Origin of the sequence: Achromobacter sp. (assembly GCF_049647645.1) — a bacterium.
Lineage (GTDB): Bacteria > Pseudomonadota > Gammaproteobacteria > Burkholderiales > Burkholderiaceae_B > Achromobacter.
This window is the reverse complement of the sequence record NZ_JBARYB010000297.1, coordinates 1-15,722: the sequence shown is the minus strand read 5'-3', so window position 1 is coordinate 15,722 and position 15,722 is coordinate 1. Positions and strand designations below refer to the sequence as shown.

The 15,722-nt window shown below is 65.9% G+C and carries 10 protein-coding genes; 3 read left to right on the top strand and 7 right to left on the bottom strand.

Annotated features, from left to right (window positions below; genetic code table 11):
• Positions 1 to 5: 5 nt before the first annotated feature.
• Together WBB14_RS33410 and oprZ are read left to right on the top strand one after the other, a co-directional pair.
• On the top strand, positions 6 to 3,143 hold the full coding sequence (locus tag WBB14_RS33410) for a multidrug efflux RND transporter permease subunit (protein ID WP_424243552.1): 3,138 nt from the start codon (positions 6 to 8) through the stop codon (positions 3,141 to 3,143).
• Positions 3,140 to 4,522, top strand: a complete 1,383-nt coding sequence (gene oprZ, locus WBB14_RS33405; protein WP_424243551.1) for a multidrug efflux RND transporter outer membrane subunit OprZ — start codon at positions 3,140 to 3,142, stop codon at positions 4,520 to 4,522. Before WBB14_RS33410 ends, oprZ begins: the two co-directional genes overlap by 4 nt.
• A gap of 4 nt (positions 4,523 to 4,526) precedes the next feature.
• On the opposite strand, the gene WBB14_RS33400 is transcribed toward oprZ, so the two are convergent.
• The 6 genes from WBB14_RS33400 to WBB14_RS33375 form a co-directional block, all read right to left on the bottom strand.
• Positions 4,527 to 5,183 carry a helix-turn-helix transcriptional regulator gene (locus tag WBB14_RS33400; protein WP_424243550.1) on the bottom strand — a complete coding sequence of 219 codons (657 nt, stop codon included), beginning with the start codon at positions 5,181 to 5,183 and terminating at the stop codon, positions 4,527 to 4,529.
• Positions 5,184 to 5,236: 53 nt separating this feature from the next.
• Positions 5,237 to 6,682 (bottom strand): efflux transporter outer membrane subunit, encoded by a 1,446-nt coding sequence (locus tag WBB14_RS33395; RefSeq protein WP_424243549.1) that lies wholly within the window; start codon positions 6,680 to 6,682, stop codon positions 5,237 to 5,239.
• A gap of 15 nt (positions 6,683 to 6,697) precedes the next feature.
• Positions 6,698 to 9,802: a MexW/MexI family multidrug efflux RND transporter permease subunit gene (locus WBB14_RS33390; RefSeq protein ID WP_424243548.1), complete on the bottom strand. Its 3,105-nt coding sequence runs from the start codon at positions 9,800 to 9,802 to the stop codon at positions 6,698 to 6,700.
• Between the two features lie 16 nt (positions 9,803 to 9,818).
• Entirely contained in the window at positions 9,819 to 10,949 is a 1,131-nt protein-coding gene (locus tag WBB14_RS33385; RefSeq protein ID WP_424243547.1) for an efflux RND transporter periplasmic adaptor subunit, read from the bottom strand.
• Positions 10,950 to 11,418: 469 nt separating this feature from the next.
• Positions 11,419 to 12,030, bottom strand: coding sequence for a contact-dependent growth inhibition system immunity protein (locus WBB14_RS33380; protein ID WP_424243546.1), 612 nt, complete (start codon positions 12,028 to 12,030; stop codon positions 11,419 to 11,421).
• Between the two features lie 287 nt (positions 12,031 to 12,317).
• Positions 12,318 to 14,288, bottom strand: coding sequence for a BCCT family transporter (locus WBB14_RS33375; RefSeq protein ID WP_424243545.1), 1,971 nt, complete (start codon positions 14,286 to 14,288; stop codon positions 12,318 to 12,320).
• 144 nt (positions 14,289 to 14,432) lie between these two features.
• Between WBB14_RS33375 and WBB14_RS33370 the strand changes: the two genes are divergently transcribed.
• The gene (locus WBB14_RS33370) at positions 14,433 to 14,813 is read left to right on the top strand and encodes a VOC family protein (protein ID WP_424243544.1); all 381 of its coding nucleotides are present in this window, start codon (positions 14,433 to 14,435) and stop codon (positions 14,811 to 14,813) included.
• Positions 14,814 to 14,831: 18 nt separating this feature from the next.
• On the opposite strand, the gene WBB14_RS33365 is transcribed toward WBB14_RS33370, so the two are convergent.
• A complete protein-coding gene (locus tag WBB14_RS33365; protein ID WP_424243543.1) occupies positions 14,832 to 15,455 on the bottom strand; it encodes a TetR/AcrR family transcriptional regulator in 624 nt (207 codons plus the stop codon).
• Positions 15,456 to 15,722 lie beyond the last annotated feature (267 nt).

The window sequence follows — 15,722 nt, the reverse complement described above, 5'->3', positions numbered from 1 at the left end:
CCGCAATGGCGCGTTTTTTTATCGATCGCCCCGTCTTCGCGTGGGTGATCTCGCTGCTGATCGTGCTGGTCGGCATACTGTCGATCCGCGCGCTGCCGGTGGCGCAGTATCCCGACATCGCTCCGCCGGTGGTCAACGTCGGCGCCAGCTATCCCGGCGCCTCGGCCAAGGTGGTCGAAGAGGCCGTCACCGCCATCATCGAACGCGAGATGAACGGCGCCCCCGGGCTGATGTACACCTCGTCCAGCAGCGACTCGACCGGCTGGGCCAGCATCAACCTGACCTTCAAGCAAGGCACCAATCCCGACCTGGCGGCCGTGGAAGTGCAGAACCGCCTGAAGGCGGTCGAGCCGCGCCTGCCGGAATCGGTGCGCCGCGACGGCGTGCGCGTGGAAAAGGCGGCCGACAACATCCAGCTGGTGGTATCGCTGAAGTCGGACGGCGGCCTGGACGACATGCAGCTGGGCGAGCTGGCCGCCTCCAATGTGCTGCAGGCGTTGCGCCGCGTGGAAGGCGTGGGCAAGGTGCAATCCTTCGGCGCCGAGGCCGCCATGCGCATCTGGCCGGATCCGGCCAAGCTGACGGCCATGTCCCTGACCCCGGGCGACATCGTCTCGGCCCTGCGCAGCCATAACGCGCGGGTCACCATCGGCGAACTGGGCAACCAGGCCGTGCCCAAGGACGCCCCGCTGAACGCCAGCATCGTCGCCGGCGAATCCCTGCACACGCCCGAGCAGTTCGGCAACATTCCGCTGCGCGCGCAGCCGGACGGCGCCACCCTGCGCCTGAAGGATGTGGCCCGGGTCGAGCTGGGCGGCACCGACTACATGTACCTGTCGCGCGTGAACGGCATGACCGGCACGGGCCTGGGCATCAAGCTGGCGCCGGGCTCGAACGCGGTGGACACCACCAAGCGCATCCGCGCGACCATGCAGGAGCTGGCCCAGTATTTCCCGCCAGGCGTGACCTGGGACATTCCGTACGAGACCTCCACCTTCGTGGAAATCTCGATCAAGAAGGTCCTGATGACCCTGCTGGAAGCCGTGGCCCTGGTGTTCTGCGTCATGTACCTGTTCATGCAGAACTTCCGCGCCACGCTGATTCCGACGCTGGTGGTGCCGGTGGCGCTGCTGGGCACGCTGGGCGTGATGCTGGGGCTGGGCTATTCCATCAACGTGCTGACGATGTTCGGCATGGTGCTGGCCATCGGCATCCTGGTGGACGACGCCATCGTGGTGGTGGAAAACGTCGAGCGCATCATGGCCGAGGAAGGCCTGCCGCCGCGCGAGGCCACGGTGAAGGCCATGGGCCAGATCAGCGGCGCCATCGTCGGCATCACGGTGGTGCTGGTATCGGTGTTCATCCCCATGGCGTTCTTCGACGGCGCGGTGGGCAACATCTACCGCCAGTTCGCCGTGACGCTGGCCGTTTCGATCGCCTTCTCCGCCTTCCTGGCGCTGTCGTTGACGCCCGCGCTGTGCGCCAGCATGCTCAAGCCCATCGCCGCGGGCCACCACGAGAAGCGCGGCTTCTTCGGCTGGTTCAACCGCGCCTTCACCCGCCTGACCGCGCGCTACACGACGCGCGTCTCGGGCGTGCTGGCCCGCCCCGTGCGCTTCGGCCTGGCCTATCTGGCAGTGATCGCCGCGGTGGCGCTGCTGTTCGCGCGGCTGCCCTCTTCTTTCCTGCCGGACGAAGACCAGGGCAGCTTCATGGCCATGGTCATCCTGCCCCAAGGCTCGCCGCAGGCCGAGACCATGGCCATGGTAAAGGACGTCGAGCGCTACATGCTGGAGCACGAACCCGTCGAATACGTGTATTCGGTCAATGGCTTCAGCAACTACGGCAGCGGGCCGAACTCGGCCATGTTCTTCGTCACGCTGAAGGACTGGAAGCAGCGCGGCGCCACCGACCTGCACGTGAATGCCGTGGTGGAGCGCATCAATGCCGCCTTCGCCGACCGCAAGAACGTCATGGTGCACGCGCTGAATTCCCCGCCGCTGCCGGACCTGGGGTCCACTTCGGGCTTCGACTTCCGCCTGCAGGACCGCGGCGGCCTGGGCTACGAGGCCCTGGCCCAGGCGCGCCAGCAGCTGCTGGCCGCGGCATCGAGCCACCCCGCGCTTGCGGAAGTGGTCTTCGCGGGCCAGGAAGAGGCGCCGCAGCTGGAGCTGCGCGTCGACCGCGACAAGGCCCAGGCCATGGGCGTGCCGTTGGATGAGATCAACACCGCGCTGGCGGTAATGTACGGATCGGACTACATCGGCGACTTCATGCTCAATGGCCAGGTGCGGCGCGTGACCGTGCAGGCCGACGGCAAGAGCCGCGTCAATATGGAGGACGTGTCGCGCCTGCACGTGCGCAACCTGCAGGGCCAGATGGTGCCGTTGTCGGCCTTCACCACGCTGACATGGTCGATGGGACCGCCGCAGCTCAACCGCTACAACGGCTTCCCCTCGTTCACCATCAACGGCGCGGCGGCGCCCGGGCACAGCAGCGGCGAAGCCATGCGCGTCATGGAGACGCTGGCGGCCGAGCTTCCGCGCGGCATCGGCTTCGACTGGTCGGGACAGTCCTATGAGGAACGGCTGTCCGGCAACCAGGCGCCGGTATTGTTCGCGCTGTCGGTGCTGGTCGTGTTCCTGGCGCTGGCCGCGCTGTACGAAAGCTGGTCCATCCCGCTGGCGGTGATCCTGGTGGTGCCGCTGGGCGTGATCGGCGCAGTGCTGGGCGTGACGCTGCGCGGCATGCCCAACGATATCTACTTCAAGGTCGGCCTCATCGCCACCATCGGACTATCGGCCAAGAACGCGATCCTGATCGTGGAGGTAGCCAAGGACCTGGTGCGCGACGGCCAGGGCATCGTGTCCGCCACGCTCGAGGCCGCCAGGCTGCGGTTGCGGCCCATCGTGATGACCTCGCTGGCCTTCGGCGTGGGGGTGCTGCCCCTGGCGCTGGCCACCGGCGCGGCCTCGGGCGCGCAGGCCGCGATCGGCACGGGCGTGCTGGGCGGCATCATCACCGCGACGGTGCTGGCCATCTTCCTGGTGCCGCTCTTCTTTCTTATCGTGGGCCGCGCGCTGGGCATGCGCGTGCGCCCCTCGCGTCCGGAAGGCCGCGAAACGCTGGAGACCTCGCCATGAAGGCTATGGCCATGACCCTGCTTGCGCTGGCTTTGGCCGGCTGCTCGCTGGCCCCTACCTATGAACGCCCGGCCGCACCCGTGCCGGGCGCCTACGACACGCCAGCTACGGACGGACAAGCCGCCATGCCGCAGGATTGGCGCGATTACTTCTACGACCCGGCGCTGCAGGCCTGGATCGCCGCCGCGCTCGAGAACAACCGCAACCTGCGGGTGGCGGCGCTGCGCATCCAGGAAGCCCGCGCGCTGTACGGCGTGCAGCAGGCCGACCGCCTGCCGTCCATCGACGGCACGGGCGAGTTCAGCCGCGGACGCGCCACCGAGCCCGGCCAACCGCGCATGCCGGTGGCGGACCGCTACCGCGCGGCCGTCGGCATCTCCGCCTTCGAGCTGGATTTCTTCGGCCGCGTGAAAAGCCTGAGCGACGCCGCGCTGTCGCGCTATCTGGCCAGCGAGGAAGCGCACCGCGCCGCCACGCTGTCGCTGGTATCGGAGACGGCCACGGCCTACTTCAACCAGCGCTCGCTGGCAGAGCAGCTACGCCTGACCGAGAGCACGCTGGCGCTGCGCGAGGCCTCGCTCAAGCTCACCCAGCGCCGCTACGACGCGGGGCTGGAAACGGCGGTGGGGCTGCGCACGGCGCAGATGCTGGTGGAATCCTCGCGCGCCACGCTAGCCGAACTGAGCCGGGAATACCGCCAGTCCGTGCATACGCTGGGCTTGCTCGCGGGCGACTTTTCGCTGCCGCCCAACACCGATGCCGTCACGCTGGAAAGCCAGAGCCTGACGCCGCTAGCCGCAGGCCTGCCCTCGAGCCTGCTGACGCGGCGTCCGGACCTGCGACAGGCCGAGGACACGCTGCGGGCTGCCAATGCCGACATCGGTGCGGCGCGCGCGGCGTTCTTCCCGTCGGTACAGCTGACCACCGACATCGGCACCACGGCCGGCAGCTTTTCGGATCTGTTCAGTTCCGGCACGGGCGCCTGGACCTTCGCGCCCAAGCTGACGCTGCCCATCTTCAATGCGGGGCGCAACAGCGCCAACCTGTCACTGGCAGAGGCCCGCAAGGACATCGCGGTGGCCCAATACGAGGGCAGCATCCAGCAGGCCTTCCGTGAGGTGGCCGACGCGCTGTCGGCACGCGACGCGCTGCGCGCCCAGATCGACGCCCAGCGCAAGGTGCGCGACGCCGACCGCGACCGCCAGCGCCTGACTGAAAGACGCTACGAGCGCGGCGTGGCCAGCTACCTGGAGATGCTGGAAGCGCAGCGCAGCCTGTTCGAATCCGAGCAGGAATTCATCCGCCTGCAACAGCGCCGGCTGGTCAACGCGGTGGAGCTGTACAAGGCGCTGGGGGGCTGGGAGCAGCCCGGTTCCTGACCGGTCAGCCGGCCTTGTCGATGCGGTAGGCGCAGCGGCGCGCCCCCGTGAGGATGTGTTCTTCGCGCCGCACCTGGACCTCTTCTCCCAGCACCTTGTGGAAGAGTTCCAGCTCGCTGCGGCAAAAGCCCATACAGGCTTTGGCCGCGGAACAGATCGGGCAATGGTTCTCGATGAAGAGGTAGTCCGCGCCGTCCTTGCGCAACTCGGCCATGTAGCCTTCGGCGGAGCGGACTTCCACCAGCCGCTCCAGCCGTTCCTTCAGGCTGCGAGCGCCCTGCATGGCCTGTCGATAACCGTTGAGCATGGCGACTTCGCGCGCCTGGATCAGCTTTTCGATGCCCTCTTCGCCGAACACCTGGCGCACGGCGCCCAGCATCTGCACCGTCATTTCGGCGTGCGTATCCGGGAAACGCCCGTGCCCGGCATCGGTCAGGAACCAGATCTGCGTGGGCCGGCCCCGGCCCGCGCTTTGGCTTTCGGAATCCACCAGTCCTTCCGCATGCAAGCGGGTCATCTGCTGGCGCACGGCCTCGGCGGTCACGTCCATAGCCTTGGCGATGACGGCGACGGACTGCGGGCCGCGCGTCTTCAAGGTCATGAGCACGCGATCCGCGGGCTGATGCTCCCAGGCGACGGGGTGGGACGGACTATCAGACATGGATGTGGATTCTCCGGATGTATGCCTATGGTGCCACGAACCGCGCCTGCCGGTCAGCCGGAAGCGGCCTGCTGCTCCATGGGCGGGGCTTCCCATCCGCCTCCCAGCGCCTTGTACAGCGCGATCAGCCGGGTATAGGACTCGGTTTCGGCCACGGCCACGGCGTCCTGGGCGCGCAAAAGCGTACGCTGGGCATCCAGCACCGTCAAATACGGGGCGCTGCCTTCGCGGTAACGCAGCTGCGCCAGTTCCGCCGCCCTGCCGCTGTGCGCGGCCGCCTGCGCCAGGCTGCCCAGGCGCTGCTGCGTCTGGCCGTATTCCGTCAGCGCCGATTCCAGTTCCTCCACCGCCCGCAGCACGGTCAGCTCATAGCCCGCGACCGCGCCGTCCGCGCGCGCCACCGCGCCGCGCTTGCGCGCCAGCGCCGTGGGCAGGTGGAAGGCAGGCCAGTTGGCATTGGCCGCGACGCTGAAAGCGCGGCTGGCCGATGAGCCGAAATCCGCGCCGCGCAAAGCGACGAAACCCAGGAATCCGCCCAGATCGATGCGCGGATACAGTTCCGCGGTCGCCACGCCCACGTCGGCGTTGGCGGCGGCCATGCCGCGTTCCGCCGCCAGCACGTCGGGACGGCGCGACAGCAAGGCGCTCACGTCGCCGATAGGCAGGCGGGTATCGAGGGGGGCCAACGCCTTGCCAGCATCCAGTTCGCCCAGCTCCACCGGGCGCAGGCCCGCCAGCACCGCGATCCGGTACTGCGCCAGCCGCCTCGTCGCGATCTGCACCGGCACGCTGGCCTGCACGGTCTCCAGTTCGGCGCGCGCGCTGGCCAGGTCGCCCTCGTCGCCGCGGCCGGCCGACACCATGGCCTGGATCACGCGTAGGCTGTCGCGCTGGCTCTCCAGGTTGGCGCGCGCCACGGCCAGACGCTGTTCGGCGCCGCGCAGCTCGAAGTAGTTGCGCGCCACTTCCGCCGCCACCACGATGCGGGTCTGGGCCAGGTCCGCGGCCTGTGCCTCGCTGCGCGCGGCGGCGCCCTCGGCCGCGCGGCGCAACCGACCGAACAGGTCCAGCTCCCAGGTGGCGTCGAAGCCCGCCCGGTAGCTCTGCGCCAAGTTGCGCTGGCCGGTAGCGCCGGCATTGGCCTGCGACAGGCTGCGTTCATAGCCGCCGCCCAGCGTGACCGCCGGCAGCTGGTCCAGTTCCTTCTCGTCCAGCACCGCACGCGATTCGGCCAGGCGCGACTGCGCGATGCGGATGTCCAGGTTGCGGGACAACGCCAGGTCGATCAGCCGGTCCAGCTGGGGATCCTGCAATTGCTTCCACCAGTCGCGCTGCAACTGGTCGGTGGAGAACAGGGCCTGCTCGGGGCTGGCCAGCGCCACCGGCGCGGCCTGGGGTTTCTGGTAGTCGGGTCCGACGGCGCAGCCGGCGGTGGCCAGCACGGCCAGCAGCACGGCCGCGCCCCGGCGCAAGCGTATGGAAAGTTGTGGATTGTTCATGATCGGTTCCTTCGGCTAGGCGGAAGCGCCCGGCACTGCGGCGTCCTCGGCCTGGGCCAGCACCAGTTCCCGGGCGCGCGGCGTATCGTGCGCCGCGCGGTGGTCGCGGGCGAGCACGGTGTAGACGGTGGGCAGCACAAACAGCGTGAACAGCGTGCCCACCAGCAGGCCCACCACGATGACCAGGCCCAGGCTGTAGCGGCTGTGCGCGCCCGCGCCGCTGGCGAATAGCAGCGGGATCAGGCCCATGACCATGGCGGCGGTCGTCATCAGGATGGGGCGCAGCCGGATGCGGGCGGCCTGCTCCATGGCGGCGCGCCGGTCCAGCCCGTGGCTGAGCTGCATTTCGTTGGCGAACTCCACCATCAGGATGCCGTGCTTGCTGATCAGGCCGATCAGCGTCACCAGCCCGATCTGGGTGTAGATGTTGACCGTAGCCATGCCCAGCGCCAGCGGTATCAGCGCGCCGCAGATCGACATGGGCACGCTCACCAGGATGATGAAGGGATCGCGCAGGCTCTCGTATTGCGCCGCCAGCACCAGGTAGATCACGATGATGGCAAAGATGAAGGTGATCATCAGCGCCGAACCTTCCTGGCTGTACTGGCGCGCATCCGACTGCCAGTCATAGCTGAAGCCGGCGGGCAGGAACTGAGCCTGCTGGGTCAGGAACTGCACCGCGTCGCCCATGGTGACGCCCGGCATCGGTATGGCCTGGAAGGTGGCCGCGTTGAGCTGGTTGAACTGGGTCAGCTTGTTGGGTTCCACGCCCATCGACACGGTCACGAGGTTGGCCAACGGCACCTGCGCGCCGCTGGCGCTCTTGACGTAGTAGCGCGCCAATGACTCCGGCGAGATACGCTGTTCGCGCAGGCTCTGCGGAATCACGTCGTAGGAACGGCCGTCCATGCCGAAGCGGTTCACGTAGTTCTCGCCCACCAGCACGGCCAGCGTGTCACCGATGGCCTTCATGGTGACGCCCAGGCTGTTGGCCTTGGCCCGGTCCACCTTCAGCTGCACCACCGGGTTGTTGTAGTCCAGGTCGCTGTCGACCACCATGAACAGCCCGCTTTCCCGTGCCGCCTTCTTCAGGCCTTCCATGGCCTCGTAGACCACCGGGTAGTCAGAGGCGCTCATGATGACCATCTGCACCGGCAGCCCGCCGGTGGATCCGGGCAGGGACGGCAGCTGGAAGGCGAAGATATTGCTGCCCTCGACCTGATTCACCTTGGCCTGCATGTCGGCCTGGATCTGGTCGGCCGAGCGGTGACGCTTTTCCCAGGACACGAAGTCCACGCCGCCTATGCTGTTGGACACGCCATCGGATCCGTTGATCAGCCAGCGCCCCTGCTGTTCGGGCAGGGTCTTCATCACGTCGTCCCACTTGCGGCCGAACTTCTCCACATAGTCGATGTTGGCATGTTGCGGCGACTTGATCGCAGTCAGCACCGTGGACTGATCCTCCACCGGCGCCAGCTCGCTTTGCGCGGCGTTGTACAGGAACGGCAGGCTGGCCAGCACCGCCACGGCGATCAAACCGGTCACCCAGCGATGGTGCAGCGATACATCGAGCACGCGGCCATAGGCGTTCCCCAGGCCTTCAAAGAAATGCTCGGCGCGGCGCGCCATCCAGCCTTCGGAGACGCGGCTGTTCAGCAGGAACGAGCTCATCACCGGCGACAAGGTCAACGCGATGACGCCCGATACCACCACGGAGCCCGCCAGGGTGAAGGCGAATTCCTTGAAGAGCGAGCCGGTAAGTCCGCCCATCAGGCCGATGGGCGCGTAGACGGCCGCCAACGTGATGGTCATTGCGATCACCGGCCCCGCCACTTCGCGCGCCCCGATGAGGGCGGCGCGCACCGGCGACTTGCCCTCTTCGATGTGACGATGCACGTTTTCCACAACGACGATGGCATCGTCCACCACCAGGCCGATGGCCAGCACCATGGCCAGCAAGGTCAGCAGGTTCACGCTGAAGCCGAACAGCGCCATGATGGCCGCGCCGCCCAACATGGACAGGGGGATGGTCAGCACCGGGATCAGCACGGCGCGCAGGGAGCCCAGGCACAGGAAGATCACCACCACCACGATGGCGACGGCCTCGATCAACGTATGCACCACGCCGTCGATGGACGCGCTGATGAAGCGGGCCAGTTCGAACGGCACCTGCACGCTGGTGCCCGGCGGCAGGTTCTGCTTGATGTTGGGCAGCAGCTCGTTCAGACGCTTCACGATCACCAGCGGATTACCCACAGGCGTGGCGTTCAGCCCGAAATACACGGCCGGCTCGCCATCCATCAAGCCGCTGGAATCGGTGGACGCGGCGCCCAGTTCCACCGTGGCCACGTCGCCCAGGCGCACGATCGCGTCGCCTTCGCGCTTGACCACCATGTCGCGGAATTCCGCCACATTGACCAGATCCGTGTTGACCTGGATGTTGGACACCACGTACAGGCCCTTGGCCTGTCCCGGCGCGGCCTGCACGTTGTTGTCGCGCAAGGCATCTGCCAGCTCGCCCGCGGAAATGCCGCGCGCGGCCATCCGGTTCGGATCCAGCCACACCCGCATGGCCAGCTTCTGCCCGCCGTAGAGTTCCACGCTGGCCACGCCGTCGATGGACGACAGCTGCGGCTGCACCACGCGCGACAGATAGTCGGTCAGGGCGGCCAGCGACAAGGTGCTGCTGGAGAAGCCCACATAGGCCACGGCGGTCGCCTCGCCGGCGGACTTGACCAGCACCGGGTCGTAGACGTCCTGCGGCAAGCGGTACTTGACCTCGTTGACCTTGGCCATCACCTCGGTCATGGCCTTGTTGGAATCGGCGTTCAGCTTCATCCGCACCGTGATCACACTGCGGCCCTGAGTGGACGAGGACGACAGGTAGTCGATGCCTTCCACCGTGGCCACCGACTGCGCGATGGGCTGGGTGACGAAACCCTGCATCAGATCAGGCGAAGCGCCCGGATACTGGGTGGTGATGGTGATGGTGGTGCTTTCGGTCAGCGGATACTGGCGCACCGGCAGGCCGCTCAGGGCCTTGATGCCCAGCAGCAGGATCAGCGTGCTGACCACCAGGGCCAGCACCGGCCTGCGTACGAAGAGATCGGTGAATTTCATGGTTTTCTCCCCGCCATCACCGGGCTTGCGCCAGGGTCTGCTGCGTGGCGTCCAGCGCCACGGTGTCCTCGGCGCCGACCTCGACCGCGGCGCCGTTATGCAGACGCAGCTGGCCGGAGGTGACGATCTGATCGCCTGCCTGCAGTCCTTCGGTCACGACGACGCGGCCGCGCACGCGCTCCGCCGTCTTCACATAGGCCTGCCGCACCGTCGTGCCGGCTTGCTCGCCCGCCTTGGGCGGCGTCACCACGTAGACCGAATCGCCGTAGGCGCTGTAGCTGACCGCGGTTTCCGGCACGGTGATCACGCCCGGACGCGCGGGCAGGCCGATCTGGCCCTGGGCGTACATGCCGGCCGCCAGGGCGCCGTCGGCGTTGGGCAGGCTCGCCTGCACCCGCACGGTGCGCGAACCCGCGTCGACCTGCGGCTCCACGGTGGTGATCTTGCCTTCGAAGACGCGCCCGGCATGGGCATCCACCGTTACCGCCACCGGCTGGCCCGCTCGCAGCGCGCCCATGGCCTGCTCGGGCAGGGTAATGTTGGCGTACATGGCGGAACCATCTGTCAGCGACACCAGCGCATCGCCAGCGCGGGCGAACTGCCCCAGGTTCACCCGGCGCACGCCCAGCACGCCGTCAAACGGCGCCTTGACGCGCTTTTGCTCGATCAACGCCTGCACCCGCTTGATGTCGGCCGCGGCCTGGTCGTAATCGGCCTGTGCCTGATCCAGCTGTTCACGCGTGGCGGCCTGCTGCGGCAGCAGGCGGCGGGTGCGCTCCAGCAAGGCGCGCGCATTGCGCGCCTGGGCCTGCAGCCTGGCCAGCTCGCCCTGCTCGGGGGCATCGTTCAACTGCACCAGCAACTGGCCGGCCTGGACCTGCGCGCCTGAGGTGAACAGGATCCGATCGACCCGGCCGTCCACTTCAGCCGCCACCTGCACCTGGCGCGCCGCCTCCAGCGAACCGATGCCGCTCAGGGTCACGGGGAAATCCGCCTGCCGGGCGGTGGCCACCGCCACCTTGGCCGGGGCCATGGCCCAGCCGCCCTTCTGCTGGGCGCCGCCATACTTCCAGTACAGCCCGCCGCCCGCCAGCGCCACCGCCAACGCCACGGCGCCCGCGGCCCACGCTCCTGAATTCGCCTTCATGATCGACTCGCTATTTATCAAAGAATGTTCTTGGATAATCCACGATATCGGGCATTTCGTCAAAAGGGCTAATCCAATCGCCGGCATAGCGACGGACTATGGCGTGCAAGCCCCTGCGAAGCGTGTGGGCATAAGAAACCGCCGGCAAGCAATCCGACCACGGGTCACTCCGTGTTTCGGCTGTCAACCGGGGAACTCTCGATTCTCCCGTTGTCGCCGTCTTCTATAACCACAATGCAAAAGCCCCGACCGGAGTATCCGTATCGGGGCTTTCGTGTGACCAATTCGCGAGGCTAGCGCAAGCAAGGGGACTGGTCTAGCTCTTGAGAATCTGCTTCAACTCTTCAAAGAACGATGCGACCGTATGGCCCCAGAGGGCAGGATCAAATGATCCCCATTCCTGTGCGAAGGCTGCCTCGGCCTCAGGGCCATAGTCGGCTATAAACCTGTCCATTTCGGAGCAGGCTCGCTAAATCCGCGTCTCGCCCACGACACGCTTATAACAGAGAGCAATTTCCTCAATCGTGTCGCCAAAAATCTCAAAGTCCTCGTTGAAATAGGCACCAATAAACTGCTCGAGTTCAGGATAAGGTTCTCGACGGTTTTCCAATGGTCCAAGGAACGCTATCAGAAGGTAATAGGGCATACCGTTAAAAGATTCATTCTTCAATGCAATAGTCAATTTTCTTCCCTGAGCAACTTCGGTTGCTCCACGAACCAAGACCACTCCCACGTCATCCGAGATTGAAGCGCTAAGACGCAACACATCATTGGCAGGAGCTGATACCGCCCAAAGGCGTATATCTGCTGCCCTATTGCGCATCAGGCCATTTATCGCGCGCTCTGCATCTTGAATTGAATAAAATGTTGAAGCGGCGAGCAGACGAGGCTGAGTTCGCAGTCTCGCATCAAGGAATCCTTTTGTTTTCCCGACATGCTTCCCGATGGTATGTCCCCCGATACCTCCAAGAACGCTGGCTTCGTGTCTAGAGAGAGATATCCTCCCCGCAATCACACTTGATGCCCGCACAGCCTTGATCGCGCCAGCAAATCCAATCGGTACAGCAAGCTCGACCGACATTCCCAGCGCCTTGCCCGATTCAGGTCACGCACCGAGCCTAGTAGCGAGCTCCGTAAGCCCCCTCTCCGTCAAAGACCGAATCTGTTGCCCGGACCAGACCTCTTGCAGACCTGTTGACGCGGCATCTACGCCATGACCGCCCAAAGCCACGCACCCGAACTTGGTCACACCAGTTTTTTGAACTGCCCCCGAAAGTTCGATGTAGATCCAACCTTCGAGTTTTTTTGCTGACCGCCCCCGGGGAAGGGGACAGTTCAGGCAGGGCGGTTTCGCAACGTGCGGCGCGGCTAGGTCCGCACCATATGCAGGTAGTGGCGGTGGCGCTCGTACTGGTCCAGGATGTCGCCGATGACCGCGTCGCGGCTCCAGCCCATGATGTCGTAGTCCTGTCCGCCTTCGCGCAGATGCACTTCGGCGCGGAAGTACTTACGCTCCTCCTCGTCGGCGGCCTCTTCCGGCGTCAGGCTGGGACGCACGAAAGCCTCCGGCAGCACGGCGTAGGAAAAGTCCAGGTGCTCGCCGTGCGAGACTTCCATGATCGCGCCGCCGTCGTCGCCGTGTTCGCGCACTGCCACTTCATAGCCCTGCTTGCGCAGCTCGTCCGCCACGTCCTCCAGCGCGGGCCGCACCACGTCGCCAATGAAGCGCTGCACATGCGCGCGGCGCGGCATCATGACCATGTTGCGCAGACGCCGTTCCCACGACTGTCCGCCGCGCGCGGGGCGCGACAGCGTCAGCGACTGGTAGCGGATGCCGCGCTTGGTCGCGTCCAGCTTCAGCGCCTTGAACAGACCCCACAAGGACAGCAGCAGAATGACGGAGAAAGGCAAGGCGCTGGCGATGGTGGCGGTCTGCAAGGCGGTCAACCCGTCCGCCAGCAGCAGCGCGATCGCCACCGCGCCCATCAGCAGCGACCAGAAGATGCGTTGCCACACAGGCGTGCGGTCCGAACCGCCGGACGCCAGCAAGTCCACCACCAGCGCGCCCGAGTCGGCCGAAGTGACGAAGAACACGGCCACCATGGCGATCGCGATGATGGACAGCACCCCGCTCCAGGGCAATTGCTCTAGAAAGGCGAACAGCGCCAGGGAAGAATCGGCCTGCACCACTTCCGCCAGGCCCCGCACCTTGTCGACCAGGATCATGTGGATGGCGGTATCGCCGAACACCGTCATCCAGAACAGCGTGAAGCCGGCCGGCACCAGCAGCACGCCGGTGACGAATTCGCGGATGGTGCGGCCGCGCGAGATGCGCGCAATGAACAGGCCGACGAAGGGCGACCAGGCGATCCACCACCCCCAATAGAACAGCGTCCAGCCGCCGATCCAATCCGTGGGTTCGTAGGCGTAGAGATTGAAGGTTTTATTGACGATGTCCGAAAGGTAAGCGCCGGTGTTCTGCACAAAGGTCTGGAACAGGAACACCGTGGGGCCGACCACCAGCACGAACAGCAGCAGCACCGCCGCCAGCACCAGGTTGGTCTCGGACAGGATGCGGATGCCCTTGTCCAGGCCGCTGGCCACCGACAGGGTCGCCAGGCCGCAGGTGATGACGATCAGGATGATCTGCGTGGTCACGCCCACCGGAATGCCGAACAGGTGATTCAGGCCACTGTTGATCTGCGCCACGCCCAGGCCCAGCGAGGTCGCCACGCCCAGCACCGTGCCGATGATGGCGAAGATGTCGACGGCGTGCCCGATGGGCCCGTGGATCCGGTTGCCGATCAGCGGATACAACGCTGAACGCAAGGTCAACGGCAGCCCGTGCCGGTAGCTGAAGAACGCCAGGATCAGCGCCACCACGGCGTAGATGGCCCAGGCATGCAGGCCCCAGTGGAAGAAGGTGATCTTCATGGCTTCGCGCGCCGCGACGGCGGTGCCTCCTTCGCCCACCGGCGGGGAGATGAAGTGCATCACGGGTTCGGCCACGCCGAAGAACATCAGGCCGATGCCCATGCCGGCGGAGAACAGCATCGCAAACCAGGTGAAATTGCGATAGTCGGGCTCGCTGTGGTCTGGCCCCAGCTTGATGTCGCCGTAACGGCTGACCGCCAGGAACACTACCGCGATCAGGATGATGGCGACGACCAGGATGTAGAACCAGCTGACGTTGCCCAATATCCAGCGCTGCACGGATTCGAACAGGCTTTGCGCCGCCTTGGGCGCCAGGATCGCGAATCCGACCAGCAGGAGCGTGAACACGGCCGCTGGGAAAAACACTGGGCGATTGATGGTGGATGGTCGGGTTTCTGAAGTCATGCTGCCTCTCCTGTCGCCCAAGGGTTGGAAACTCCGGCGGCGGTCCCCTCAGTCTGGCCGCACGCCGCAAGTATTACTATCACGGCCACAGGCCGTCTGACAATCTGAAACCTCAAGCCGGGCCGGCCTCAGGAGAGATATCCCATGATCGATCACCTGGACCATCTGGTCCTGACCTGCACCGACCCCGACGCCACGGTGGACTTCTACACCCGGATCCTGGGCATGCGCCTGGAGACCTTTGGCGAAGGCCGCCAGGCGCTGCGCTTCGGCAACCAGAAGATCAATCTGCACGTGCGCGGCCGCGAGTTCGAACCCAAGGCCCACCTGCCCGTGCCGGGCGCGCTGGACCTGTGCTTCATCGCCGACCGCCCGCTGGAGGAGGTGATCACCCAGCTGAACCGCGAAGGCGCCCGGATCATTGAAGGGCCGGTGCCGCGCACTGGCGCCACCGGCAAGATCCGCTCGGTCTACTTGCGCGACCCGGACTTGAACCTCATCGAGATCTCGGAACTGCTGGCCTGAAGCCAGGCGCGGAGAGAGTTATTCGGGCTTCGGTTCGCCAAAGACCACGCCGCGGAAGAAACCAGCCAGCACGGCCTCGGTCATTTCCGCCGTAACGGCCTGCGGATCGAAGGCATAGCTGAACTGCATGCCGTCCGACAAGGCCAGCAAGCCCAGCGCCATCTGTTCCGCCGGCATGCGCAACGGTGTGCCGACCCGGGCCGAAAACTGCTGCACGTAGTCCGTCACGGCGGCGCGCAATTCCCGCATGCACGCCAGGAAGCCCACACGGAAATCGGGATCGCGGACCGCTTGCAGCTTGCCTTCCATCCACAGCAGAAAACAGTCGTTCTGATGGAAGTGCGTGGAATAGTGCTGGAGCACGCGCGCTTCCATCTGCGGGCGCGACGCGCCTTCCTCGAAGATGGCGCGCATGTCGTTCATCACGCTTTCGTGGTCGCGTCTGAGCAGTTGCAGGAACAGTTCGGACTTGCTGCTGAAGTTGGAATAGAAGGCTCCGCGCGTGTAGCCCGCCTGCTCGGCGATGTCCTCCACGCTGGTTGCCACAAACCCTTTCGCTACAAAGATCGATTGCGCGGCATCGAGCAGACGCTGACGCGTCTGATCACGGCTTTGCTCTCGCGTAAGGCGGACTTTTGACATGGCGCGAGTTTAGCACTGGCCGGCATTTCAGATTCAATCTTGAATCTGAATTCATACCTGTATTAGAATCCAGCCCATATCGGGCCGGATCCGGCCTGTTTCCGCCACTTTCAGCGCCGCGAGGTGTTACGTGAATTGCCCTGGCCCTTGCGCGCGCCCTGCCGCTTGCAACCTTGCCGCCGATGCGGCGTCGCCTCCCTCCCGCTCCCGCCGCTTGCCGCGCCTGCTGTCGCTGCCGGCCGCCGTGGCCATCGGCTTGCTGCTCGC

Excerpts from the sequence above, each read along its gene's own strand:
- WBB14_RS33380 (WP_424243546.1), bottom strand. The coding sequence starts at position 12,030 with ATGTCGGTCGAGCTTGCTGTACCGATTGGATTTGCTGGCGCGATCAAG.
- WBB14_RS33410 (WP_424243552.1), top strand. The coding sequence starts at position 6 with ATGGCGCGTTTTTTTATCGATCGCCCCGTCTTCGCGTGGGTGATCTCG.
- WBB14_RS33395 (WP_424243549.1), bottom strand. The coding sequence starts at position 6,682 with ATGAACAATCCACAACTTTCCATACGCTTGCGCCGGGGCGCGGCCGTG.
- WBB14_RS33385 (WP_424243547.1), bottom strand. The coding sequence starts at position 10,949 with ATGAAGGCGAATTCAGGAGCGTGGGCCGCGGGCGCCGTGGCGTTGGCG.
- WBB14_RS33365 (WP_424243543.1), bottom strand. The coding sequence starts at position 15,455 with ATGTCAAAAGTCCGCCTTACGCGAGAGCAAAGCCGTGATCAGACGCGT.
- WBB14_RS33400 (WP_424243550.1), bottom strand. The coding sequence starts at position 5,183 with ATGTCTGATAGTCCGTCCCACCCCGTCGCCTGGGAGCATCAGCCCGCG.
- WBB14_RS33390 (WP_424243548.1), bottom strand. The coding sequence starts at position 9,802 with ATGAAATTCACCGATCTCTTCGTACGCAGGCCGGTGCTGGCCCTGGTG.
- WBB14_RS33370 (WP_424243544.1), top strand. The coding sequence starts at position 14,433 with ATGATCGATCACCTGGACCATCTGGTCCTGACCTGCACCGACCCCGAC.
- WBB14_RS33375 (WP_424243545.1), bottom strand. The coding sequence starts at position 14,288 with ATGACTTCAGAAACCCGACCATCCACCATCAATCGCCCAGTGTTTTTC.
- oprZ (WP_424243551.1), top strand. The coding sequence starts at position 3,140 with ATGAAGGCTATGGCCATGACCCTGCTTGCGCTGGCTTTGGCCGGCTGC.